At 64.8% G+C, this 21,908-nt stretch carries 22 protein-coding genes; 6 read left to right on the top strand and 16 right to left on the bottom strand.

Going from position 1 to position 21,908, the window contains the following annotated elements:
- Positions 1 to 65: 65 nt before the first annotated feature.
- Positions 66 to 2,453 (bottom strand): acylase, encoded by a 2,388-nt coding sequence (locus ACCD03_RS20745; RefSeq protein ID WP_413412744.1) that lies wholly within the window; start codon positions 2,451 to 2,453, stop codon positions 66 to 68.
- 160 nt (positions 2,454 to 2,613) lie between these two features.
- Between ACCD03_RS20745 and ACCD03_RS20740 the strand changes: the two genes are divergently transcribed.
- A complete protein-coding gene (locus ACCD03_RS20740; RefSeq protein ID WP_413412743.1) occupies positions 2,614 to 3,630 on the top strand; it encodes a GlxA family transcriptional regulator in 1,017 nt (338 codons plus the stop codon).
- Here ACCD03_RS20740 and plsY read toward each other — a convergent pair.
- The 7 genes from plsY to queG form a co-directional block, all read right to left on the bottom strand.
- The gene (gene plsY, locus ACCD03_RS20735; protein ID WP_232040875.1) at positions 3,627 to 4,250 is read right to left on the bottom strand and encodes a glycerol-3-phosphate 1-O-acyltransferase PlsY; all 624 of its coding nucleotides are present in this window, start codon (positions 4,248 to 4,250) and stop codon (positions 3,627 to 3,629) included. The genes ACCD03_RS20740 and plsY overlap by 4 nt on opposite strands.
- 70 nt (positions 4,251 to 4,320) lie before the next feature.
- Entirely contained in the window at positions 4,321 to 4,812 is a 492-nt protein-coding gene (gene ybaK / locus ACCD03_RS20730) for a Cys-tRNA(Pro) deacylase (RefSeq protein ID WP_413412742.1), read from the bottom strand.
- Between the two features lie 22 nt (positions 4,813 to 4,834).
- Positions 4,835 to 5,770 carry a site-specific tyrosine recombinase XerD gene (gene xerD / locus ACCD03_RS20725; protein ID WP_045202701.1) on the bottom strand — a complete coding sequence of 312 codons (936 nt, stop codon included), beginning with the start codon at positions 5,768 to 5,770 and terminating at the stop codon, positions 4,835 to 4,837.
- Entirely contained in the window at positions 5,767 to 6,243 is a 477-nt protein-coding gene (locus tag ACCD03_RS20720) for a methylated-DNA--[protein]-cysteine S-methyltransferase (protein WP_413412741.1), read from the bottom strand. The genes xerD and ACCD03_RS20720 overlap by 4 nt, the downstream gene beginning before the upstream one ends.
- A 61-nt stretch (positions 6,244 to 6,304) precedes the next feature.
- On the bottom strand, positions 6,305 to 7,282 hold the full coding sequence (locus ACCD03_RS20715) for a tripartite tricarboxylate transporter substrate binding protein BugE (RefSeq protein ID WP_413412740.1): 978 nt from the start codon (positions 7,280 to 7,282) through the stop codon (positions 6,305 to 6,307).
- A 123-nt stretch (positions 7,283 to 7,405) separates the two neighbouring features.
- On the bottom strand, positions 7,406 to 8,056 hold the full coding sequence (locus ACCD03_RS20710) for a chalcone isomerase family protein (RefSeq protein WP_413412739.1): 651 nt from the start codon (positions 8,054 to 8,056) through the stop codon (positions 7,406 to 7,408).
- Positions 8,057 to 8,314: 258 nt separating this feature from the next.
- Positions 8,315 to 9,472 carry a tRNA epoxyqueuosine(34) reductase QueG gene (gene queG / locus ACCD03_RS20705; protein WP_413412738.1) on the bottom strand — a complete coding sequence of 386 codons (1,158 nt, stop codon included), beginning with the start codon at positions 9,470 to 9,472 and terminating at the stop codon, positions 8,315 to 8,317.
- A gap of 16 nt (positions 9,473 to 9,488) precedes the next feature.
- On the opposite strand from queG, the gene tsaE reads away from it, so the two are divergent.
- From tsaE to ACCD03_RS20690, 3 genes are read left to right on the top strand one after another with little or no spacing between them, the layout of a single operon-like run.
- Positions 9,489 to 10,067, top strand: a complete 579-nt coding sequence (gene tsaE / locus ACCD03_RS20700; RefSeq protein WP_413412748.1) for a tRNA (adenosine(37)-N6)-threonylcarbamoyltransferase complex ATPase subunit type 1 TsaE — start codon at positions 9,489 to 9,491, stop codon at positions 10,065 to 10,067.
- Positions 10,061 to 11,584, top strand: a complete 1,524-nt coding sequence (locus ACCD03_RS20695) for an N-acetylmuramoyl-L-alanine amidase (RefSeq protein ID WP_413412737.1) — start codon at positions 10,061 to 10,063, stop codon at positions 11,582 to 11,584. The genes tsaE and ACCD03_RS20695 overlap by 7 nt, the downstream gene beginning before the upstream one ends.
- A 3-nt stretch (positions 11,585 to 11,587) precedes the next feature.
- Positions 11,588 to 12,133, top strand: a complete 546-nt coding sequence (locus ACCD03_RS20690) for an N-acetyltransferase family protein (RefSeq protein ID WP_413412736.1) — start codon at positions 11,588 to 11,590, stop codon at positions 12,131 to 12,133.
- Here the strand turns inward: ACCD03_RS20690 and ACCD03_RS20685 are convergent, their stop codons facing one another.
- Positions 12,134 to 13,165 carry a bile acid:sodium symporter family protein gene (locus tag ACCD03_RS20685; protein WP_413412735.1) on the bottom strand — a complete coding sequence of 344 codons (1,032 nt, stop codon included), beginning with the start codon at positions 13,163 to 13,165 and terminating at the stop codon, positions 12,134 to 12,136.
- Positions 13,166 to 13,284: 119 nt separating this feature from the next.
- Between ACCD03_RS20685 and ACCD03_RS20680 the strand changes: the two genes are divergently transcribed.
- Entirely contained in the window at positions 13,285 to 14,181 is an 897-nt protein-coding gene (locus ACCD03_RS20680) for a LysR family transcriptional regulator (RefSeq protein ID WP_232040865.1), read from the top strand.
- Positions 14,182 to 14,195: 14 nt separating this feature from the next.
- On the opposite strand, the gene ACCD03_RS20675 is transcribed toward ACCD03_RS20680, so the two are convergent.
- The 7 genes from ACCD03_RS20675 to ACCD03_RS20645 all read right to left on the bottom strand — a co-directional run bounded on the left by ACCD03_RS20675 (position 14,196) and on the right by ACCD03_RS20645 (position 19,353).
- A complete protein-coding gene (locus ACCD03_RS20675; protein WP_252690766.1) occupies positions 14,196 to 14,954 on the bottom strand; it encodes a 3-hydroxyacyl-CoA dehydrogenase in 759 nt (252 codons plus the stop codon).
- A gap of 146 nt (positions 14,955 to 15,100) precedes the next feature.
- Entirely contained in the window at positions 15,101 to 15,769 is a 669-nt protein-coding gene (adk, locus tag ACCD03_RS20670; RefSeq protein ID WP_253538789.1) for an adenylate kinase, read from the bottom strand.
- Between the two features lie 346 nt (positions 15,770 to 16,115).
- Positions 16,116 to 16,922 carry a 3-deoxy-manno-octulosonate cytidylyltransferase gene (gene kdsB, locus ACCD03_RS20665; protein ID WP_253538786.1) on the bottom strand — a complete coding sequence of 269 codons (807 nt, stop codon included), beginning with the start codon at positions 16,920 to 16,922 and terminating at the stop codon, positions 16,116 to 16,118.
- A gap of 16 nt (positions 16,923 to 16,938) precedes the next feature.
- The gene (locus ACCD03_RS20660; protein WP_004631803.1) at positions 16,939 to 17,127 is read right to left on the bottom strand and encodes a Trm112 family protein; all 189 of its coding nucleotides are present in this window, start codon (positions 17,125 to 17,127) and stop codon (positions 16,939 to 16,941) included.
- A 68-nt stretch (positions 17,128 to 17,195) separates the two neighbouring features.
- Entirely contained in the window at positions 17,196 to 18,245 is a 1,050-nt protein-coding gene (gene lpxK / locus ACCD03_RS20655; protein ID WP_413412734.1) for a tetraacyldisaccharide 4'-kinase, read from the bottom strand.
- Between the two features lie 30 nt (positions 18,246 to 18,275).
- The gene (locus tag ACCD03_RS20650; RefSeq protein ID WP_004631807.1) at positions 18,276 to 18,704 is read right to left on the bottom strand and encodes an ExbD/TolR family protein; all 429 of its coding nucleotides are present in this window, start codon (positions 18,702 to 18,704) and stop codon (positions 18,276 to 18,278) included.
- A gap of 28 nt (positions 18,705 to 18,732) precedes the next feature.
- Positions 18,733 to 19,353, bottom strand: coding sequence for a MotA/TolQ/ExbB proton channel family protein (locus tag ACCD03_RS20645; protein ID WP_045202714.1), 621 nt, complete (start codon positions 19,351 to 19,353; stop codon positions 18,733 to 18,735).
- 1,075 nt (positions 19,354 to 20,428) lie between these two features.
- Between ACCD03_RS20645 and xseA the strand changes: the two genes are divergently transcribed.
- Positions 20,429 to 21,838, top strand: coding sequence for an exodeoxyribonuclease VII large subunit (gene xseA, locus ACCD03_RS20640; protein WP_413412733.1), 1,410 nt, complete (start codon positions 20,429 to 20,431; stop codon positions 21,836 to 21,838).
- The last annotated feature ends 70 nt before the right edge of the window (positions 21,839 to 21,908 follow it).

Raw genomic sequence — 21,908 nt, 5'->3', positions numbered from 1 at the left:
CGCGTCGCGCTCGCAAGCAAAACGCCCCGCACGAGCGGGGCGTTTGCATTTGCGGTGGCAAAACTTCACTGCGACAGCTTGGTCACCTTCAGTGCCGGATCCGCGGCGATGGCGGCTTCCGAGAACGGCAGCCGGTTCCAGCGCTTCGCAGAGAACTCGCGCATCTGGTCGAACGCATGCGGCGATGCCGGATCGGTCGATTCACCGTAGGTCAGAAGCGCATCGGCAACCGGCCCCTGATCGTCGAACGTGACAGTCTGGATGTAGCTCGTGCCGAAATACACCTGCAAGCCCTTCGGTCCGATCGGCGTGCTTTGCAGCTTGTTCAGCACGCCTTCGTACTCCTCGCCGCCGTGCAGGGCGATGTCGCCGCCCGGCGCGTGTGCCGCCTGAACCGTGCCCAGCGGTGCGTCCAGCGCAAAGCCGGCCGTGCGGACGGCGCCCACGGCATCCTTCAACGCTTTGAACACGGCCGTGCGCACGGTTGCATCGCTCATGCGCAGGTTGCGCGGTGTGTGGATCGGATCAGCCGGGTTGAAGTCGACCGCGTAGACATGCGGGATGTCCTTGGCGCGCATCCAGAACTCGCGGAACAGGTGTGCAGCGCGAGCGTCGACGTTGTCCGTGAGGTTCCATTGCGCAAGGGCAGCGCAGCCGTCGCGCACATCGGCATCGAGGTTGGCCGTGGCTTTGCAGGCGGCCAGCAGATCGTCGCGCACGAGGTGGCCGGCGAGGTTGGCGTCGCGGAAGATCATCGCCTGCAGGTTCGGCAGGTTGACCTTGTTGCCGGGCAGTCCGTCGGTGCCGGCGAGGCGGCGCTCGATTTCGATGAGGCCGATGCGGGTGCGCAGGCGTTGCGGCACGTCGGTCGAGCCCATCACCGGCGAGAAACCCGTCAGTTTCTGCGCCGGATTGCTCAGCCACGAGCTGTCGTTGCTGTTGGCGACGTAGTCATCGCGCTCCAGCACCGGCATGCGTGCGGGTGCCACCAGGCCTGGCACCGGCGATGCCGGATCGACCTGCCAGTTGCACGCACTGCGTGAGCCGTCGAGCAGCACCAATCCCGCGCCCTTGAAGAGCTTGTCGGCCAGCGGAGACGGCGCGCAACGCTTGAGCGCTTCAGCCGAGACATCCGGCGTGGTCGACACGTCGGCAAACAGCGCACGGCCGTTGCGGTCGGTGGCAATCGTGTTCACCCAGGGAATGCCGAGGTTGCTGATGGCCTGCCGGATGCCGGCCACGTCCTTGGCCTGCGCGATATGCAGCCACGTATCGATTGAGCGCGTGTTGTTGCGATTGACGTCGCGCAGCGTGTAGGCCTTCTGCGTGGTCCATGGCATGCCGCCGGCAGGCATCGACAGCACGGGGCCGTACACCGTGTTGTAGAAAGTGTGGGTCCGATGTTCGATGCGGCCGTCCGGCAGCTTCACGTCAAAGGCCACCGTGCGCGTGGTCATCTTGTGCGGCTTGCCGTCGATCAGGTAGGTGGTCGGGTCGCCCTCGGCAAGCTTCAGTTCGAACAGCGTGAAGCGGCGGCCGGTGGAAACGGTGTGCGTCCATGCCACGTCTTTGTTGAAGCCGATGCTGACGACGGGGAACGCGGCAATCGACGCGCCCATTACATCCAGCTTCCCGGGCACCGTCAGGTGGACTTGGTAGAAGCGGTTGGTGGTCGTCCAGGGAAAGTGCGGGTTGCCGAGCAGCACGCCGCGGCCGTTATCGGTGGCGGCCTTGCCGAAGGCCCAACCGTTGGAGCCGATCGGCATGTCGCGCAGTTGCAGGTCGCGGTCGAGTGCGGCGGTGTCGACGGCATGCGGTGGAATGACAGCGGAGGCAGGCGCGCCGCCCGGCGGCTGCGCAGCGACGATGCTCGCCAGCATGGCGCCTGCGCTGGCCTGGATGGCCTTTTCTTCGCCCATCAACATCATGTCGGCCATCGTGAGGGGGCGCACCCAGTCGGCATTGCGGCAGGCCGCCGGGCGGTTGGCGGCCGGCGTGTCTTTCAGATAGCGGTTGTAACCCGCGATGTAGCCGCGCAGCAGCTCGCGCGCTTCAGGCGACATCTGTGCATAGCCAGCGCGCAGGCCGGCTTCGTCAAACGCGCTTTTGAAGAAGGCGTCGGCTTGCGTGTTTGGCACCGGCTTGAACGACACCACGACGGTGCCGTCCGGCCCGAATGTCTTCGAGCGCTCGCCGTTGACGGTGACGACCTGATCGGCGAGCAGGCACACGTTGTCCTGCGCATAGGCATAGGCCATGCCGAAGCCGAGGCTGGCGTAATCGTTGGCGCGGACGTGCGGAATGCCGAAGCGGGTGCGGCTGATTTCGGCCGAAAGGCCGGTGTCCGAAGGCGTGACCCAGCCGCTGTCTGTGCTGGCGCAGCCGGCCAGCGCCGCAAGCGCGGCCATGGCGAGCGTGCCGCGCAGTGCGAATCCCTGCATGAATTGCTGCATCGTGCGTTGTCTCCTGATGTCGGTGTTGTTATGGGCGGTTGCGTCTGTGCGCAGCCACCGTCGCATCGTCAATCGGGTGATTCAGATTCGGAAGAGGTATTCCCGCCAGAGTTGGGGTCAATATCGCCACGCAGATTGCCCCTGGCGCCTATACTCGGGCATGCCAACAATCGACCTGCTGACCTTTCCCGACGCCGCTTTCTCCACGCTGGCGATCGCTGCCGACACGCTCGGCGTGGCCAATGCGCTGGCTTCCATGCAAACCGGCAAGCGGGCCAATGCCGCCAAGACGCCGGTGTTCGGCTGGCGCCTCATCGCGCGGGACCCAGCCCGTTGGCAGGCTGCGGCAGAAACGCTCACGTGTCCTTGTGACGCACTACCGGAAGACAACACGCACCTCGGTGATGCGTTGATCGTTCCCCCGCTGCATTTCGATCACATCGGCACGCTGGAGCAGCGTCTGGCGTTGCTGGAAGTGGAGCGCGCCACGATCCGCCGTTACCTGGATGCAGGACGGCTGGTGGCGTCATCCTTCACGGGTGTGGCGATGCTGGCCGACGTGCTGCCCGCCGGCCAACGGTTGACAGTGACATGGCTCATCGCAGGTTGGGTGCAGGGCTACTTTCCGCATCTGAAAGCCGCGCCAGCGCAGGCCATCGTCAGCAGCGGCAACGTCATCACGGCGCGGGCGATGGAGCATGGCGTGGCGCTCATGCATCGCGTGGTCGCGCGGCTGGCTGATGCGCGGCTTGCGCGCACGCTGGGCAATACGGTGCTCGACCACCCCTCCCGCGGCGAGGCCATCGGCATCTGGCTGCGCAGCAAACCGGCCATCCGCGACAGCGTCGTGCTGCGCGCGCGCCGTTACCTGCAACAGCATCTGCACGAACCGTTTGATCTGGGGAAGCTTGCCGCCGTCGCCTCCACCAGCGAGCGGACGCTGTTGCGGCATTTCACGAAAACGGTGGGGATGTCGCCGTTGCAATTGCTGCACCGGCTGCGCGTGGAGCGCGCGTGCCACCTTCTGGAAGTCAGCACGCTGAGCCTGACGACGATTGCCGAGCAGTGCGGGTATCAGGACATGTCCGCCTTCCGGCGGTTGATCCGGCGGCACACGGGCCGGCCGCCGGGGGAACATCGGCGCGCGCACTCGGTGCGCGCCGAGCTGCGAAATTAGGCGGCCTTTTTCTTCTCGCCGATACGGCTTTCCTTGCCGGCCAGCAGCTTGGCGATATTGGCGCGGTGGCGTGCGATGAGCAGCACCGCCATCAGCGCAACCGCCCCGGCAATCCAGTCGAAGCCGTTCATCAGCACGTAGAAGAACGGTGCGAACACCGCCGACACCAGCGCCGCCAGCGACGAATAACGGAAGAACACGGCGATGATGAGCCACGTAGCCAGCGTTGCCAGCCCGAGCCACACGTTCAGCGCCAGCAGAATGCCCGCCGCCGTGGCGACGCCCTTGCCGCCCGCAAAGCGATGGAACACCGGATACAGGTGACCCAGGAACACGGCGATCACCACCAGCGCGATGCCGGTCTCATCTACGCCAAAGCGCGGCGCCAGGAATAGCGCCAGCCACACCGCCAACCAGCCCTTGGCCGCATCGCCGAGCAGCGTGAGGATGGCCGCCTTCTTGTTGCCCGAGCGCAGCACGTTGGTGGCGCCGGGGTTGCCCGAGCCGTAGGTGCGCGGGTCTGCCAGACCCATGGCGCGGCTCACCACCACGGCAAACGAAATCGAGCCGATCAGGTAGGCGGCCACGGCAAAAAGGACGGTTGCGACGACTGGTGACATATGGAATGTGAGAAATCAGGCTGCGGGATTGTAGCGTGGCCGCAAGCGTGCCCCAGCGGCGGCGTCCGTTTCAATCGGGGTTTGCACAATTGACGGGCTGCGCGTTCAGTACCGACGTCAGCGCGCTGGGCGCCAGGCTCACCAGAAAGCCACGCCGTCCACCGTTGATATAGATGCGCTCCAGCTCCAGCACGCTCGCCTCCACATACACCGGCATCGCCTTACGCACGCCAAACGGCGATGTGCCGCCGACGAGGTAGCCGCTATGCCGCTGCGCAACCTCGGGCTTGCACGGCTGCACGCTCTTGCGGCCGGTCTGCCGCGCGAGGTTCTTGGTCGAGACCGAGCAATCGCCGTGCATCAGCACGATCAGCGGCTTGGCGTGCTCGTCTTCCATGACGAGCGTCTTGACGACGGCGTGCTCGTCCACGCCAAGTTGGCGGGATGACTCGGTCGTGCCGCCCTTGTCGACGTAGTCATAGGTGTGTTCAGTAAAGGCCACGCCATGCGCCTTGAGGTATTGCGTGGCGGGCGTCTCGGAAACGTGCTTGGACTTGCTCATACGGGGCAGGGAAGAACGATCGCTATCCGCGCGGATGGTGCTGTGCGTGCAGCGTGCGCAGCCGCTCGCGCGCGACGTGGGTGTAGATCTGCGTGGTGGAAATATCCGCGTGGCCGAGCAGCATCTGCACCACGCGCAAGTCTGCGCCGTGGTTGAGCAGGTGCGTGGCAAACGCGTGCCGCAACGTGTGCGGCGACAGCGGCGCGTGGATATCGGCGAGCAGCGCGTAGCGCTTGATGAGATACCAGAAGGCCTGGCGCGTCATGCCTTCGCCGCGCGCGGTGACGAACAGCGCGTCCGCCGTGCGCTCGCCGAGCAGCGCCGTGCGGCCATCGCGTAAATAACGCCGCAGCCAGTCGCCGGCTTCGGCGCCAAACGGCACCAGACGATCCTTGCCACCCTTGCCGCCAACCACGCGCACCACACCTTCGTTCAGGCCAACTTCCACCGTTTTCAGCGCGACGATTTCCGACACGCGCAGCCCGCTCGCATACATCAGCTCGATCATCGCGCGGTCGCGCAGGCCGAGCGGCGTGTCAACATCCGGCGCGTTGATGAGCGCTTCGACTTGCGTTTCGGACAGCGTCTTCGGAAAGCGTGGCGGTTGCTTGGCCGTCGGTAGCAGGCGCGACGGATCGGTGCTCACAACGTGCTCGCGCAGCGCCCACTGGAAGAAGCGCTTGAACACGGTGCGGCGCCGGTTGGCCGACGATGCGCGGCTCTCGGCATGGCGTGCGGCAAAGTAATCGGCCAAGTCGCCGTCTTCGGTTTCGGCGATGGACTTGCTGCGCTCGGCCAGCCAGTGCGCGTAGAGCGTCAGGTCGCGCCGGTACGCATCGAGCGTATTGCGAGCGAGGCCATCTTCCAGCCACAGCGCGTCGCAAAAGCGCTGGATGGCATCTGCGCTTTGCGGCGGTAGGGCCGGGGCTTCGGCGTCTTTCAGTGCAGCCTTTCTCATATCAGCATCACGCCTTCGTGGCGCAGCAGCCAGTGCTTGATGTTCAGCAGGTAGCCATCCGTGTGGTGCGAAAACCCGCCGATGCCCGACGCGCTCACCACGCGGTGGCAAGGGATGAGGATCGGGAACCAGTTATCGCCGCATGCCTGGCCCACCGCGCGCGGCACGCTGCCGATCTGGTGCGCGATGGTGCCGTAGGTGATGACGCTGCCGCACGGGATGGCGCTGATGGCTCGCCACACTCGGTGCTGGAAATCGGTGCCGGCGGGCGCGAGCGGGATATCGAAACTTGCGCGTGGGTCGCTGTAGTACGCGTCGAGCTGGCGGGCCAGCCTGGCGATCAACACGTCTGATGAATCGACGATGGGCGTGCTATCGGGCAGGTAAACGAGTTCACGCAGGGCGCCGTCGGCCACGCGCACGCCCAGCTTGCCGAAGGGCGCTTCCAGAACGGCGTCGAAAGGGGATGGCATGACAGGGGCCGGCGCAAAAAACAATCCTGCGAATCTAGCACAGGCCCCTGGGCGGGCAGCGCTACTGATCCAGCTTGATGTTCTGCTGCTTGACCAGCGTGCGCATCTTGTCGAATTCGCGCTTGATCTCGGCCGTATATTGCTGAGGCGTATTGCCGACGGGCTCGGCACCGGCACCGCGGAATCGATCGACCAGGCCCGGATCTTTCAGCGCCTTGACCGAAGCTTCGTTGAGCTTGCGGATGATGTCGTCCGGCGTGCCGGCCGGCGCGACGAGTCCGTACCACGCCGGGTCATTTGCGTCCTTCAGGCCGACTTCGGCAAAGGTGGGCACGTCCGGCAGGCTATCGATGCGCTTATTCCACGCCACCACGATCGGCCGCAACTTGCCACCCTTGATGAACTGCATGGACGAGGGCAGGTTGTCGACCATGATCGGCACCTGGTTGGCCAGCACGTCGTTCAGCGCAGGTCCGGCGCCGCGGTATGGCACATGGACCATCTGCGTTTTGGTCAGCACCTTGAACTCTTCGCCCAGCATGTGGCCGATACCGCAGGTGCCTGATGTTGCGAATGAATATTTGCCGGGGTTCGCCGTCAGCGCTGCGACAAATTCCTTGTAGTTCTTGGCCGGAAAGGTCGGATTGACCGCAATCACGTTGGCCACGGTGGCCAGGTTGGTGATCGGCTTGAAATCCTTGAGCGGGTCGTACGAAAGCTTCGGGTTGCACGCCGGGTTGACGGCATGCGTGGAGACCGTGGCGATGCCGATCGTGTAGCCATCCGGCACAGCCTTGGCGATGGCATCGGCGCCGATCGAACCGCCGCCGCCGCCCTTGTTTTCCACCACCACGGCCTGGCCCAGCACCTTGGAAAGCTGATCGGCCACACCGCGCCCCACGATGTCCGTCGTGCCGCCCGGCGGAAACGGAATGATCAGCTTGAGCGGCTTGGCGGGGTAGTTGTCGGCCAGCGCCGGCCCGCATGACAGCGTTCCAGCGACTGCGATCAGGCTGGCGATCAGTCGTCCCTTGGTCATCGTCATCCTCCTTGTGGCTTGGTGTGCGTTCTGCGTTCTTGTGGGGAAACTGCTGAATAGCACAACCGCAAACGCCAACCACACGGCCACCGGGGAAACCCTGAAAAGCCAATCGTCAGATTGTCAGGTTCCGAGCAGCCCGCTTTTCAGATCGCGGTCGACCGGGCTGTTGCCGATGAAGATGCTGAGCACAGCCTGGTAGAAGTCTTCGCCGGGGATGGCTTTGGTGCGCGCCACGCCATTGATGCTGATGGTGGTGCCGGCATCGGGCGCGTAGTCGAAGTTGATGGTGTCGCCACGCTTGGTGGAGCCGATCTGGCGCATCGCGTCTTCCAACTGCGTCAGACGGTCGGCCAGCCTCTGCATTTGAATTTCTGTTTGGTTGCGGTGGATGCCGTCGTTCAGCGCGCGGATGAACGTATCGGCGCCCACATCACGCAGCGGGTGGATCTGCAGCCGCTTCGGCCCCTTCATGCCGAGGATGACCGCAGCGTTCTTCGCACGCTCGGGCAGGTACAAGCCTGCGACATAGCCCTTGATGACAAACACTGAACGCAGGCCCGTGCCATTGAGCAGCAGTTCGCGGCCGGCCACACGTGCGGCGTCGTCGAACGGCACACCCTCGACGTTCACCGTTGCCCATGCCGGGCTCGCGCACGCGACGCAGAGCATCGCGCCCATGACGCCGCCGCGCCACGCGCGTGCCATCCTGGATGAACGGGCACGCGCAGCAACCTGCAATGCGCAACAGAGATGAACAAGAGCGGAAAACATCGAAATGGGCGGTTTGAGATTAAGCCGCCATTTTCCCGATATTTTATTTACAAACAATTAGTGTCTGCCCTGATGCGCAAGCGTTTGCGTACTAGGCGGTATAAGGCCCCGCTGGCGTGAGCGTTAAGCAGGTATTCGCGGTTTTGTGCTACACGCACTTTGTTGGATTTTTAAACCAATCGGCGTGGCAACTTGGAAAGGCAGATTAAAGGCGCATCACAGTCCTGATGCGTTGGCGTGCCTAACCCGAGCGAGCGCTCACGTCGTCTGCGCCAGTGCCCAGGCCACGTGTTCACGCACGAGTTCCGAGGCGTCATCGGCGCGTGCTTTCAAGGCGGTAATCAGTTGCGCGCGCGTGGTATCCGGCAGCGGGGCGCGCAGTGCGTTGCCGATCGCCACGGCAATGTTGCGCAGCCAGCGCTCGTGCCCGATGCGGCGGATCGGACTGCCTTCCAGTCGCTGGTTGAATTCGGCGTCGGTCCAGTTGAACAGACCAGCCAGCGTGGCCGCGTCCAAGCCGTTGCGCACGTCAAAGTCAGGCAGGTTGGCCGGCACTGCAAACTTATTCCACGGGCAGATGAGCTGGCAGTCGTCGCAGCCATAGACGCGGTTGCCCATCGCCGGGCGCAGCTCGACCGGGATGCTGCCCTTGTGCTCGATGGTCAGGTACGAGATGCAACGGCGTGCGTCCACCGTGTATGGCGCGACGATGGCCTGCGTAGGGCACACGTCGATGCAGCGCGTGCAGTTGCCGCAGTGGGGCTCCACGGGCGGATCAACGGGAAACGGCAGGTCGACGAGGATTTCGCCGAGGAAGAACATCGAGCCCGCATCGCGGTCCAGCAACAGCGTGTGTTTGCCGCGCCAGCCCAGGCCGCCGTTGGTCGCCAGTGCGACTTCCAGCACCGGTGCTGAATCGGTGAACACGCGAAAACCATACGGCCCCACGGCGCCAGCAATCTTTTCTGCGAGCTTCTGCAGGCGTTGCCGCAGCACCTTGTGATAGTCGCGGCCACGTGCGTAGAGCGAGACAGTCGCGTCTTCGGGGCGGCGCAGACGATCCCACTCGATGGTGCGCCAGTCGCTGCCGGCCATTCGCGGATCGGCCAGATGTGGCAGATACGGCATCCGCGCGACGATGGCGCGTACCGTTCCGGCAACAAGTTCGGCCGGGCGTGCGCGGAGCATGCCATGGTTCGCCATATAATCCATGTCACCGTGAAACCCCTGCGCAAGCCACGTCTGGAGCCCTTCTTCAGCGTGCGACAGGTCGACATCGGCGATGCGGATTGCATCGAAGCCGAGTTCGGCACCCCAGGAGCGGATCTGCGCCACAAGCGCGTGCATGCCGGCCTCATCGGCTGGCAAGCGTGCATCCAGGTTCGTTTCGGGTGATGACGTGGGGGTGGCGGACATGCCTAAATTGTACGCAATGCCCACCGTGCTCCCTGCTGACGCGCCTTCTGGTCTGACCCCTCCGCTCACCGAGCGCACGCTTTCGCTTGTCGATGAAGCGGCCACGTCGGCCTTTGGCGCGGCGCTGGCGCATGCCGTGCTGGCACTCGGTCCGCGGCCCGTGCAAGTGCAACTCTCGGGCGATCTGGGCGCGGGCAAGACGACGCTCTCGCGCGCCATTCTGCGCGGCCTCGGACATACCGGGCGCGTGCGCAGCCCCACCTATACGCTGGTCGAGCCGTACGACGTTGCCGGAACTACGGGCACGCAAAAGGTCTATCACTTCGACCTGTACCGCTTTGCCGATCCCGAAGAATGGACTGATGCCGGGTTCCGCGATTGCTTTGCCGAACCCGCGCTGTGCCTGGTCGAATGGCCCGAGAAGGCCCAGGCGCTGCTCGGCACGCCCGATCTGCACATCGCTTTATCGGTCGACGTTGTGCACGAAACCTACGATGACGGCGTTGAGCATGCACCGCGCCTTGCACGTCTGAGCGCACGCACGCAGACCGGCCTTCAACTTCTACAGTCGTTGCAACACCTGTTCCCATGCTGATCAAGCATCTGCCGACCGACCAACCGGATGATCCCAACCTGCCGAGCCAGGCCCGCCGCCAATGGCTCACGCGCATGGCGAAGGCCGGCGCAGGCACGGTCATCCTGAGCCTGGTGGGCCCGCAGATTGCGCGTGGCGCCAACATCGTCGCTGTGCGCGTGTGGCCCGCCCAGGATTACACGCGCGTGACCATCGAGTCCGACGTCGCGCTCAAGGCTACGCATCAGCTTATCAAGGATCCGGATCGCCTGATGGTCGACATCGACGGGCTGGACCTGAACCCGACGTTGCGCGAGCTGGTCGCCAAGATCGCGCCGAATGATCCGTACATCCGCCAGGTGCGCGTGGGTCAGAACCGGCCGAGCGTCGTGCGCCTGGTGTTTGACCTGAAGGAAAGCGTCAACCCGCAGGTGTTCACGCTGTTGCCGATTGCGGGCTATCGCAACCGGCTCGTCTTCGATCTGTATCCGACCAACCCGCCCGACCCGCTGATGCAGCTCGTGCAGGCCACCGAGGGCAAGCAGGAGCGCTTTGCTGCGTCGGGCGGTACGCCGATGCCGTCGCCGTCGGATGACGATGACCCCATCGCCGCACTGGCACGCCGCAGCAGCGGCGGCAGCCCGACCAAGCCGCCGATCGAAGAGCCGCACCTCCCTGCGCTTGCCAACCGCACGCCGCCGCGCAAGGTGCCGCCGGCGACCTCTACGAATCCTCCGTCGACGCTCGCCAACGCGCCGAACACGCCGCCGCTGGAGATCATTCCCGAGCAACCCGTGCCGCGCGCGCCGTCGAGCGGCCCGCGCATGCGTCGCCTGCTCACGGTCGCCATCGACCCCGGCCATGGCGGCGAAGACCCGGGCGCCACGGGCGGTGCCGGCACGCACGAGAAAGACGTGGTGCTGTCGATCGCTCGCATGCTTAAGGCCAAGATCGACGCCCAGCCCAACATGCGCGCCATGATGACGCGCGATTCCGACTACTTCGTCCCGCTGGGCGTGCGTGTGCAGAAGGCGCGCCGCGTGCAGGCGGATCTGTTCGTCTCCATCCATGCTGATGCGTTTCTCTCGCCGGAAGCGCGCGGGGCATCGGTGTTTGTGCTGTCCGATCGTGGCGCTTCGAGCGCGCAGGCCAAGTGGCTCGCCAACAAGGAAAACGCGGCCGACATGATTGGCGGCGCGAATCTGGGCTCGAAAGACGCGCAGGTCACGCGCGTGCTGCTGGACTTGTCGACCACCGCACAGATCACCGACAGCATGAAGGTCGGCAGGGCAGTGCTGGATCAGATCGGCGGCGTCAACCGGCTGCACAAGGGGCAGGTCGAGCAGGCGGGATTTGCCGTGCTCAAGGCGCCGGATATTCCGTCGATCCTGGTCGAGACGGCCTTCATCTCCAACCCGGAAGAAGAAGCCAAGCTCAACGATCTGGGCCATCAGAACCAGCTTGCCGACGCCATCCTGCGCGGCATTCGCGCCTACTTTGCCAAGAACCCGCCGTTATCGCGCAACCCGGGCGTCTGACGCATGACGACGCTCGTGCTGCGCGAAGGCGGTGCGTCTGACGCCAGCACCATCGCCGACATCCACACGCGAAGCTGGCAGAGCGCGTATCGCGGGCTCGGCATCCTGTCCGATGCGTATCTCGACGACGTGGCCAACGCTGAGATGCAGGCCAAGTGGCATGAACGCATGACTGCACCCGTGGCAGGGCAATGCATGTGGTGTGCCGAACTGGACGGCGAAACCATTGGTTTTCTCTGCACCCTGCGTGAAGACGGCGCGCCTTGGGGTGTGCTTGTCGACAACCTGCATCTGCTGCCGGCGTCACGCGGCCATGGCGTCGGCAAGCGCCTGATGGGCGAAGCGGCACGCTGGGCCGCAGCTCAGGGCATTACACAATTGCATCTGCTGGTGTACGAGGCGAACACCGCCGCGATCGGCTTTTACGAAGCGCTGGGCGGTGTGCCGGTCAGCCGGGATTGGCTGGAGACTGCCGATGGCGGGCACGCTTGGGTGCGCACCTACCACTGGCCGGAAGAGGAACTCGCGAGCTTGACGACCTTGCGCTGATCAAGCCGGGCGGCTGGCCGGGGCGCCTGCGCCGGCCTCCGCATGGGCAACGCGATCCGCATACCTGCGCGCCAGCGTCGAGCACACGATCAACTGCAACTGGTGATAGATCATCAGCGGCAGTACGATCAGACCCAGCGCGGGGTTGCCGGCAAACAGGATCTTCGCCATCGGCACGCCGTTCGCCAGGCTCTTCTTCGAGCCGCAGAACACGGCGGTGATCTCGTCGGCCAGGTTGAAGCCTGCGCGCCGCGACAGCCATGTCGTCGCACCCAGCACGACGAACAACAGCGCGCCGCTCATGAGGGCCACCGCCACGATGGTCTCCCACGGATACTTCGACCACACACCCGCGTGCGTCGAATCCGCAAACGAGTTGAACACGATCAGCAGGATGACCGCGCGGTCGACCTTGTTGATGATCGGCTTGTGTTTGTTGATGAAGCCGCCGAGCACCGGGCGCAGCAACTGGCCCAGCACGAACGGCAGTAAGAGTTGTTCGGCCACGCCCAGCAGCGCCTTGCCGACTGAGAGGTCCGCGCCCGAGGCCTGGATCACGAAGCTCATCAGCAGCGGCGTGGCAATCATGCCGATCAACCCTGAAATGGTCGCGTTGAAGATGGCGGCCGGCACGTTGCCCTTGGCCATTGCCGTCATCGCCACCGACGACGAAACCGTGGATGGCAGCGCGCACAGATAGAACACGCCCAGCAGCAGCTCAGCCGGAATGAACGGCTTGCACGCAAACAGGATGACCGCGCCGATCAGCGGAAACAGGATGAATGTGCAGCTTTGCACGAACAGATGCAGGCGCCAGTTGCGGGCGCCTTCCACGATTTTCTCGCGCGAGAGCGCCGCGCCGTGCAGGAAGAACACCAGCGACACGCCGACGATGGTGACAATGTCGAGCCGCAGCGGACCGTCGCTCGCGCCAAGCGCGGGGAAGAACAGGGCGAGCGCGACCATCACCAGCATGGCGCGAATGAACCCATCGATATGGGACAACAACGGAGACAGAAGCGGAATCTTCATGTGCGTGCGCAGTCACCGTTACGTGACGGCGCGGGTTGGATGGCGGGATAGGCGCTATTGCACAACATCCCCATCTAGAATACAAATGCATTGATCGAATCAATTCATACGTCGTCAGCATGAATGTGACCCTGCGCCAATTGCGTGTCTTTCTCGCCGTGGCACGTGCGCACAGCTTCAGCCGCGCGGGCGACACCATCGGCCTGACACAGCCGGCCGTGAGCCGCTCGATTTCCGAGCTGGAAGGCGAACTGGGCTTGAAGCTGCTCGATCGCACCACCCGCGAAGTCGTGCTGACGGAAGTGGGGCGCTCGCTGGCGACGGCGCTTGATCGCCTCGTCGCTGATCTGGACGACACGTTGCAACAGGCGCGCCAGGTGGGCGAGCAGCGGCGCGGGCGCGTGGTGGTGGCGTCCAGCCCAACGGTGTCGACCCGATTGATGCCGGTGTACGTGGCAGAGTGCGCAGTGCGCTATCCGGATATCCGCATGATCGTGCGTGACTCCGTGCAGGTCGACACGCTGCAATTGATCCGCACAGGCGGAGCAGATTTCGGTGTGGTGGTGGAGCCGCTCGATACCGAGGGCCTATGGACCGAGCCGCTGCTGATCGATCCGTTCTGCCTCGTCTGTCGCAAGGATCATCCATTCGCGCAACGCAGCAGCGTGCGCTGGAAAGATCTGCATCGCACGGCGGTCGTCCTGCTCGACCATGCTTCGGGCAGCCGACCGCTCATCGACCGCATCTTCCTGCGCCACGGCGTTCAACCTGATGTCGCGCAGGAGATGGGCCACAGCAGCGCGGTTTTCGGCATGGTGGAAGCGGGTATCGGCGCAGGCGTGGTGCCGTCGCTGTCGTTGCCGCTACCGTCGTCGTCGCCCTTGGTGGCGGTGCCGCTGTCGCCAAAGGAAACGCGCGCCATCGTGCTGGCGCGTCGGCAGGATCGCTCGCTCTCGCCGGCGGCCGAGGCGGCGTGGCAGATGATTCGCCGGATGGCGCTGCCAGCCACCTCGTGACCTGACCGCCGCGCTTATTTCGGCTGCATGCGGATGGCGCCATCCAGGCGGATGGTTTCGCCATTGAGCATCGGGTTCTCGACGATCGCGCGCGCGAGCTGCGCATACTCCGCCGGCTTACCGAGGCGCGGCGGGAACGGCACCATCTTGCCCAGTGCGTCCTGCACTTCGGCCGGCATGCCGAGCAGCATCGGCGTCTCGAAAATACCGGGGGCAATCGTCATCACGCGGATACCGTCGCGCGACAGGTCACGTGCAATCGCCAGCGTCATCGCCACCACGCCGCCCTTGGACGCCGCGTAGGCCGCCTGGCCAATCTGCCCGTCAAACGCTGCAACCGATGCCGTGTTGATGATCACGCCGCGCTCGCCGCCGGCGTTGGGCGTGTTACCGGCCATGGCCGTCGCGGCCAGGCGGATCATGTTGAACGTGCCGATCAGATTGATGTTGATGACACGTGCGAACTGGTCCAGCGGATGCGGCCCCGTCTTGCCCACCGTGCGCGATGCCGTGGCGATACCCGCGCAGTTCACCAGCCCGCGCAGCGTGCCCAGCGATGTGGCGGCTTCCACAACGGCTTGCCCGTCCGCTTCGGATGTGACGTCGCAGCGCACGAAGCGGCCGCCCAGTTCCTGAGCCAGTGCGGTGCCGGCGGCCTCATTCAGGTCCGCAATCACCACCTTGCCGCCGGCTTCCGCCAACGTACGTGCCGTGCCTGCGCCCAGTCCCGACGCGCCGCCGGTGACGATGAATACCTGATCGCGAATCTCCATGCCGTGTCTCCTCGTTTGTGGATTGCGAGTTACTTGACGTTTACGTCAACGTCATATGGTAGCGCGAAGCGGCCGGCGATCGCGCAAAAAAAACGGCGCCTCATGATCGAGGCGCCGTTTTTCCTGGCGAGTGTTTGCGGGTGCGCTTAGTCCTGCAGGGCACCGAACACGCGGGCCGTGATTTCGTCCACGTTGCCCACGCCGCTGATCTTGCGGTACTTCGGAGGGGCAACCTTGGCGGCGCCATTGCCGTTGGCGGCCCACTGCGAGTAGTAGTCCACCAGCGGACGCGTCTGGTTCTCGTACACGTCCAGGCGCTTGCGCACGGTTTCTTCCTTGTCGTCATCGCGCTGGATCAGCGCTTCGCCGGTTTCGTCGTCCACGCCTTCGGTCTTGGGCGGGTTGTACTTGATGTGGTACGTGCGGCCCGATGCCACGTGCACGCGACGACCGCTCATGCGCTCGATGATGGCGTCGAACGGCACGTCGATTTCCAGCACGTAGTCGATTGCTACGGCGGCATCTTTCATGGCTTCCGCTTGCGGAATGGTGCGCGGGAAGCCGTCGAACAGGTAGCCGTTCTTGCAGTCAGGCTGCTGCAGGCGGTCTTGTACGAGGCCGATGATGATGTCGTCCGACACCAGGCCGCCGGCATCCATCACCTTCTTCGCTTCGATACCCAGCGGGGTACCTGCCTTGACGGCCGCGCGCAGCATGTCGCCGGTGGAGATCTGCGGAATGCCGAACTTTTCGCAGATGAATTTGGCTTGCGTACCTTTGCCGGCGCCGGGCGCGCCCAACAGAATCAACCGCATGGTGACGAGTTCCTCAAGTTTTCGAATCCTGTCGCGCTGTCAGGCTCTATGAAGCGCGTTGGGAATCGGTCCGAGAGGGCGGATTCCCAATACGCCTGGTGATCAAGCCATGGCGACGCAATCGACGCAAACAGGCAGCCTAGCGGGCGAAGTTGACGCCAGCCTTACCGGACTCTGGGGAATCAGGCGTCCGCCGGACGGCGGCACCCATGGCTCGATTTGTCTCCCTGTCGCCGCTGTGGCGCCTGCGTGGGCGTCGTCATGCGGCTTGTCGTCCTTGCGATTATGCCATGGCGGGGCCGGGGTTTTGGCAGCCCCGCGCGCAAAGTTCAGAGAAATAGCGGCTTCAGGGGCCGTCCTGGGTCAGCAGTTCAGCCCAGGCAGCGCGCACTCGGGCGAGGTCTTCGGGGGTATCGACACCGGCAGCGGGGGCGTCATTCGTGGTCAGCACGGCAATGCGCTCACCGTGCCACATGGCGCGTAGCTGCTCCAACTGCTCGGTTTGTTCGAGGGGGGTAGCGGCCAATTGGGGGAAGCGGCGCAGGAATCCGGCACGGTACGCGTAGATGCCGATATGGCGCAGCACGGGCATGGCCGGCAGCGGGCGCTCCGCAGCGGACTGCGCCATGACGGCGGGCGTCCAGGTGTCGCGCGCCCAGGGAAGCGGCGCCCGCGAGAACAGCAGTGCGCGCTCGGCAGCGTCCAGCACGACCTTGACGACGTTCGGGTTGAAGACGTCGGCCGGGTCGTGGATGGGGTGGGCAGCGGTGGCGATGGCGCAGTCGGGGTGATCGCGCAGGTGCGCGGCCACGTTGTCGATCAGCGTCGGCGCGATCAGCGGTTCGTCGCCTTGCACGTTGACGACGATGGCGTCGTCGGGAAGGCCGAGCACGGTGGCCACTTCGGCCAGACGGTCGGTGCCGGAGGCGTGGTCAGCGCGCGTGAGCACGGCTTCCACGTGATGCTGCATGCAGGCGTCGGCGACCGACGCTGCATCGGTGGCGACCACCACGCGCGCGGCCGACGACTGATGCGCGCGTTCAGCCACGCGCACCACCATCGGCTTGCCGTCGATATCGGCCAGCGGTTTGTTGGGCAGCCGCGTGGACGCCAGCCGCGCGGGAATGACAGCGATGAACGGCGCGTGCGACATGGCGGCGACCTTCGTATCAGGCCGGGTCGACCGGCGTGCCTTCCACGGTCTGGCGCGCTTCGTCAGCCAGCATGACCGGGATCCCGTCGCGGATGGGGTAGGCCAGCTTGTCGACGTGGCAGATGAGTTCGTTGTTGGCGCGGTCGTGTTGCAGCGTGCCCTTGCACAACGGGCAGACGAGGATTTCCAGCAGGCGATTGTCCATGGCGGTAGAGGCTCCGTGGCGGCCGCTCAAAGGGTAGGCGGCGCGCCGGTACTGCGGATGGGGTGGCGTTATTGTGCGCTTGCCTTGAGCGTTGCGCGATCGGCCAGGGCGCGTACGCGCTGGCAGACCTGTTCGACCAGCGCGGGGTCGACCACCGGTGTGGTCGGCACCACCCAGATGCGCGGGTCGTCGAGATGGCCGCATTTTACGGCATCCTTTTCGGTGATCAGGATGACTTCGGCGTGGCTGTCGGTGAACGGGTTGTCGGCGAAATCGTAGTGGTCGGGCAGCGGCAGCGTGCTCGGCTTGAGGCCGGCGGCACGCAGCGAAGCGAAGAAGCGCTCGGGGTTGCCGATGCCGGCCGCGGCCAGCAATTGCCCGCCTTCGACGCGTGCGAACTGGGCCAGCGGGCGGCGCAGCGCCGGGTCGGCCAGGTTGTAGGCGTCCTGCAGCTCGAGGTGCATGCCGAAGACGTCCGGGCGGTCGGGCGTGGCGCGGTAGTTCGGGTCGTTGATGAGCGTGGCGTCACGGCGGCGCGTCATCGGCTCGCGCAGCGGGCCGGCGGGCAGCAGGAAGCCGTTGCCGCCCATGCGCGTGTCGAACACGATGATTTCGATATCGCGGCGCAGGCGATAGTGCTGCAGGCCGTCGTCGCAGACGATCACGTTGCAGCCCGGGTGCGAGGCCAGCAGCGTCTGCGCGCACAGCACGCGATCAGGGAAGACCCACACCGGCAGATCGGTGGCGCGCGCGATGAGCAGCGGTTCATCGCCGACGTCTTCTGCGCGGGAGTGTTCGCGCACAGGGCGCGGATGCTTCAGTTGCGCACCGTAGCCGCGCGAGACGATGCCCGGCCGCAGGCCGGCTTCAGCCAATGCCGACGCCAGCGCAATCACGGCGGGCGTCTTGCCGGCCCCGCCCACCGTCACGTTGCCGATCACCACCACCGGCATCGGCAGCCGCACCGAGCGCAGCACGCCAGTGCGGAACAGCAGCCGGCGCAAGGCGCTCACCCCGCCAAACAGCCACGACAGCGGCCACATCACCCACGCAAACCAGCTGCGTTGCTGCCATTGGCGGGTGACAAAGCTGGCAAGGCGGTGCTGGGCGACGGGCATGCGGCGTGATGGTGGTTTAGAGACAGTCTCTTAGCGGGCGTTGCCGGTTTGCGTGGCGAAGGTCAGGTGCGACAGACCAGCCACCCGCGCGGCTTCCATGACATTCACCACCGCCTGGTGCGCGGCTTGCGCATCGGCGTTGACGATGACGATGGGCTCAGGGCCGCCGGCCTTGCCTGCGGCATTGCGCAGCGCGTCGGCCAGGCTGGTGACATCGCGGGTGTCGAGCACTTGCTTGTCGACAGAGTAGACGCCGTTGGCAGTGACGGACACAACGATCTGGCCCGGGCGCTCGGTGGCTTTTTCAGCCTCGGCGGTGGGCAGGTTGACCTTGAGTTCGGTGTAGCGGGAATACGTGGTCGTGATCATCAGGAAGATGAGGATCACGAGCAGCACGTCGATCAGCGGGATCAGGTTGATCTCCGGCTCTTCGCGGGCACGGCGCGGGCGGAAGCGCATGGCTGTTTCCAGTAGGGCGTTGCCCGGATCAGCCGCGCCGCGGCGGCAGGATCGCGTCGAGGTACGTGGTGGAGAGATGCTCCAGCTCGACCACGTAGTTATCGACCACGCCACGGAAGTAGCGCCAGAAGATCAGTGTCGGGATGGCCACCACCAGGCCCAGCGCGGTGTTGTACAGCGCGACCGAGATGCCGTGCGCCAGCGCTTGCGGGTTCGTGCCCGCGGCGGTCTGGCTGCCAAAGATCTCGATCATGCCGACCACGGTGCCGAACAGGCCCATCAGCGGCGCCACCGAAGCGATCGTGCCGAGCGCGTTCAGATAGCGCTCCAGGCGGTGGGCAACATTCTGGCCGGCTTCTTCCACCACTTCCTTGGCGGCATCGCGCGTGGTGTTCGGATGCAGCACCACGTGGCGCAGCGCAGCGGCCAGCAGCCGGCCCAGCGGCGAGCCCTGTTCCAGCGTGTTCACCACTTCTGGCGTGGCACGGCGCTGATGCGCGACGGCCAGCGCCTCGTCATACACCTTGGGCGGAATGATCTTCTTGCGTTGCAGGGCGACGAAGCGTTCGATGATGAGCGCGAGTGCGAGCACCGAGGCGATCAATAGCGGCCAGATTGGCCAGCCGGCGGCTTGAATGATGGAAAACACTGGACAACCCGTTTTGTCGTTGTAGAAGGAGTGTGATTCTGTTCTGGTTTGCTGCTTGTGCCGTCCGCGTCCCCGAACGCTGTCCGTTGCGGCAAAAACAGGCAGCACTCTAGCGCGTCGGACCTGCCACGGCAACACGATGGCGCAGCATCGCGACAGCCGCAGGCGATGGTCAACGCGCTGTCACGAAAGATGCTGGCCGCGGCAATCCACAGCCGCGCGGGACAGTCTTGTGGACGGGTTGTGGACATTGCCCGAACAAGCAAACTAAGTGCTTGATGCGAAAGGGAGTTCGGTGTCGTGCTTAAAAAATGTGCAAGCGGCATTTCGGAGGCCAATCCATGAACAAACGCCCACGGACCCGATAAAACAGCGAGTAATCCCCACCGCTGCGGGACAGTTGTGTGGATGGGTTGTGGACATTGCCTCAACAAGTACGTTAAGTGCTTGATCCAAAAGGAAGTCCCGCGGGGTGCTTAAAAAAGAGGCAGCCAGGGTTTTGGCGTGGATTTGGAGAAGAACGAGGGCGCGCCTCGAAAAAGCGCAAGGAAATCCACACCGGCACGGGACAGTCCTGTGGACGGGTTGTGGACATTGCCCGGACAAGCACCTTAAGTGACTGATTCAAAAGGGTGTTCGGTGGTGCGCCTAAAAATTGTGCAGTGGGCATTCGCACGAAAAAATGGGGATCCCGGCCGCGATCGTGTGAGAATCGACGGCCGATTTATCCACTGCCCAGGCGTCACATCACGGTTTTCCAGCGCCGCTGTGGATAACTTTGTGAACATCCTTGGGGCGCCTGCGCTAAATGCTTGACGCAGAACGAAATTACTTGCGCTGCTGAAATTTTGACATGGGTGGATTTTTCATAAGAATCAATAGGTTGCGTCAAAATGCAGAGAGCGCGTCACCCGACCGCTGTCAAGCTTGACAAGCAAGTTATGCTGTGGACAGGTAGCCCACCCAGCGTCGGTTGCCTCCCCTATTCAAGGTAGAAGTCGCCCCGAAGCCTCATCGTTTTGCGCTCCTCGCACCACTTATGACCCCGCCGCCGTCTTCCCGCCGCCCATTCTGGATGGATGCCACCGCACCCACGCCCACATCCACACCTGAGGTGTCGGCCGCACCAGCCGCTGCGTCTGCACCGAGTCGGGGCTCGCAGGACGTGCTCACCGTCAGCGACGTCAACCGCCGCATTGCGGGGCTGCTCGAACGCAACTTTCCGCTGGGTTGGGTGCGCGGCGAGATTTCGAACTTCACGCGCGCGGCCAGCGGACATTGGTATTTCTCGCTCAAGGATGCGGGCGCGCAGATTCGCTGCGTGATGTTCAAGGGCCGTAACCAATACGCCGATTTCACCCCGCGCGAAGGCGAGGCCGTCGAGGTGCGTGCGCTGGTCACGCTGTATGAAGCGCGCGGCGAATTGCAATTGAGCGTTGAAGCCATCCGCCGGGCGGGCCTGGGAAATCTGTATGAAGCCTTCCTGCGGCTGAAAGCCGCGCTCGAGGCGCAAGGCTTGTTCGAAGCCGACCGCAAACGGCCCCTGCCGCGGCATCCGCGTGCGATTGGCGTGGTGACGTCGCTGCAGGCGGCGGCCTTGCGCGACGTGCTGACCACGCTGCGCCGGCGCGCTCCGCATGTGCCGGTGGTGGTCTATCCCGTGCCGGTGCAGGGCGCCGGTGCGTCGGAGCGCATCGCCGCCATGCTGGAACGGGTCAATGCCCGGGCAGAGGTCGACGTCATCATTCTGTGCCGGGGCGGGGGCAGTATTGAAGACCTATGGGCCTTCAACGAAGAACCGGTGGCGCGTGCGGTGGCCGCATCGGACATTCCCATTGTGGCGGGCGTCGGACATGAGACGGATGTGACCATCGTCGATTTTGTGGCCGACGTGCGGGCGCCCACGCCGACTGCGGCCGCCGAACTCGTCAGCCCTGATCGTGCTCGCATGCTGCGCGATGTCGGGCGCGACTGGGATGCGCTCTCCGCACAGTTTCGTCGTCAGCTCGATCGCCGCGCGCAGACCGTCGATTGGCTCGCGCGCCGCCTGCGCAGCCCGCAGGCGCAGATGCGCGAACGCCGCACGCAGCTCGCCCATCTGGAAGGCCGCCTGCGCTTTGCCCTGACCGGCCGCGTGCAGCGCGCGGAACACCTGCAGCGTTTGCTGACGATGCGCCTGGCCGCAGCCCGCCCCGACGCCACGCGAGAGCGCACGCGCCTGCAGCAAGCGGAAGCGACGCTGGCACGCGTCATGCGGGACAGGCTGGCTCGCGCGCAGGAGCGTCTGGCACGTCAGCACAGCGGGCTGGAACTGCTGGCGCCGCAGCGCACGCTGGAACGTGGTTATGCGGTGCTGCTCGATGCCAAGGGCCAAGCCATCCGCGATCCGAACGCCTTGCATGCCCGGGCACGGATCGAGGCCCGGCTGGCGCAAGGCAGCGCCGATATCGAAATCGCCCGGGTGCAACCGAAGCTCGAACTGTGACCGGCGCATGACCTTATCGCGGCAATGATCGCGATTCCGCACGCGTTTAGCGGGTATTCCCACTATTTGG

This window comes from Ralstonia sp. Ralssp135 (genome assembly GCF_047304345.1).
Lineage (GTDB): Bacteria > Pseudomonadota > Gammaproteobacteria > Burkholderiales > Burkholderiaceae > Ralstonia > Ralstonia chuxiongensis.
This window is presented reverse-complemented; position numbering and strand designations above follow the sequence as displayed.